A 785-nucleotide genomic window follows, 5' to 3' on the forward strand; every position below is an offset into this window, starting at 1 on the left:
AGAACCCATTGTTAATCGCAGATTAAAAATACCTAATCCATTAAAAGATTGTTTATTTTCTGAATATATTTGATTGTGTTCTTTTAAAATAGTTTTAATCCTTTCATTTAAAGGTAAATATGGCGTTACAAATTTTTCATAAAAGACATGGTATTTATCAAAAGGATTAAAAGTAAATTGATTAGAATATGTTTTATGAAAATATGTTGTAACTGTTATATATTGTTTTGCTATGTTGTCTCATTCTTGAAATGTCCAAGATAATTCTTTTACTGGAATAGGATTATCTAAATTATATTGTTCATTATCATTTTCATCAGTATATTTTTCATAAGATACTTTTAAACTTTTTGAACGAAACATTGAAACTCTTAAATTATTATATCTTTTATCTAGTTCTTTGTCCGTTAAAATTTCTTTTTCTTCAGCATGTATCATTTCATCTGTTCAGGCCGATATAATACCGCTACCTTTACCAACTTTCCCCATAATTTTATTACCATTAGCATAACCTGCAAAAGCAATGCGAACACCACTAGGAAAAACAATTTCGCCACCTTCTTTAACATTTTTAGGTCAAACAATGCCATTTTCATTGTCGGGTCCTATATCAATCCCATATTTATCATATAAATAGTTACAGACATTAATTGTATCGCCAAATGTAGTATCTTCGTGGGTGTTGGCGTATCTTCGTAAAATATTAGATGAAGCATCAGTAAAATTACAAGCAAAAAATAATTTTTCTGCTAAATGATTTCATGTTTTATTAGTACCACGTCCGG

At 28.0% G+C, this 785-nt stretch carries 1 protein-coding gene; it reads right to left on the reverse strand.

Translation table 4 applies throughout. The features are described from left to right. The coding region (locus D9R21_RS07850; RefSeq protein ID WP_158614016.1) for a hypothetical protein at positions 1–785 on the reverse strand (785 nt) is incomplete at both ends.

The organism is Spiroplasma endosymbiont of Megaselia nigra, assembly GCF_003987485.1.
GTDB lineage: Bacteria > Bacillota_I > Bacilli_A > Mycoplasmatales > Mycoplasmataceae > Spiroplasma.